The following is a 1,427-nucleotide window of genomic DNA, read 5'->3' as shown; positions in this document are numbered from 1 at the left end:
TGCCAACGTTTTGCAGCTTGGCGAAGTGGCGGACTTTGAAGCACTTACTTTCAACTTAGCACTAAACTTCATTTGAAAACCAAATGTTCAATTTAGCACTGAACCCGCCATTTTGCCAAACTGCTGTTGTGCGATCGGTTATTTATTTATTTCTTCTATCGGATTATTTGCTTTTGAGTTACTTATTAAGATTGCATAATCAAAATAATCTGTTGTTGTTTTACCTTTCAAATCATTTTTATTTGATTTTTTAAGAAACATTTTAATTTCCATTAAATCAGTTTGATTTTTTTTGTATGGTGAGTTTTCGTTGTTTAAACGATAAAGTGTTAAGTTAGAAATTTTATTTTTTTTGAGTTTATCTATTCCTTTAAAGTATTCTTTCCAATAATCTCCAATGCCATAACCACCTTCTGTAGTGTAACCAATATAATTCTTTTTATCGTCATATTTTAAGTCCCAAAGTACTCTACTTTTAGTTAGAAATCCAGCAATTGATATGACTTTTTCTTTGTCATAAATTTTATTTTCTATTAATCTCGTAAAAAAAGATGGATTATTATTTTCTCTTGCTTTTTCGATGTGGAAAAATCCCATTCTTACAAATTGCGGATTAGATTGAAAATCATATAATTGACTTAAATATAGATAATTGTCATAAATTGTTTTTTCTCTATCTCGTTTTTTAAAAGTTAGATTTATATTTTCAATTAAGTTATCTGTGATTTTTTGATTTTTTGAAATAGATTGAAAATATGTTTTGTTATTTTCATAATCAGCCAAAAAGTTTTTTAAACTATTTTTAGAATAACTGTCATAGTTTGGTGAATAATCGGTCGTGTCAATTTTAACCATTTCAACTAAATTATCGTAAGATTTGTATTTTCCTTTTTCAGCATGAAATAAATCAATTAGTAATTTTGAAGTATATTTATATGTTACAATCATGTCAATTCCAACAACTTCAATTCTATTTTTTGTTAGTTGATTATCATTTATTTTTTTGATACTTTTCCATTTATTACAAGTTTCTATAGTTTTTTCTTGTGGCACTCTATTTCCATAATGCTTTACCAAATCTTTTAATAAAATGGTATCGCCTGATTTTAAATATTGGTTAAAATAATAAGCAATTCCAAAATCGGTTTCTGGTAAGTAATATTTTATCTTTTTATTTTGTAATAGTTTTTCAAGTAAAATATTTTCGGCATTCTCAGTTTCCTGACTTCCATGATAAGCACCGAAACCAATTATTTTGAAATTACTTTGAGGAAATTCAAAATTTGAGTTTAATAAATCGAAACGATTATTTTTTAAATATTCGGTTTTCGATTGCGAAAATGCTAATTGTATTGATAAAATAAATAATACTAATGTTTTAATTTTCATTTTATTACGTTCGGTTTTCATTAACTGTTGCACAACGT

1 protein-coding gene is annotated in these 1,427 nt (G+C 25.9%); it reads right to left on the bottom strand.

All coding sequences use genetic code 11. The features are described from left to right. Window positions 1-138: 138 nt before the first annotated feature. Window positions 139-1,427, bottom strand: a 1,289-nt coding sequence (locus tag QO200_RS19275; protein ID WP_371543629.1) for a hypothetical protein, incomplete at its 5' end; no start/stop codon positions are given.

This window comes from Flavobacterium sp. Arc3, from assembly GCF_041431375.1.
GTDB lineage: Bacteria > Bacteroidota > Bacteroidia > Flavobacteriales > Flavobacteriaceae > Flavobacterium.
This window is presented reverse-complemented; position numbering and strand designations above follow the sequence as displayed.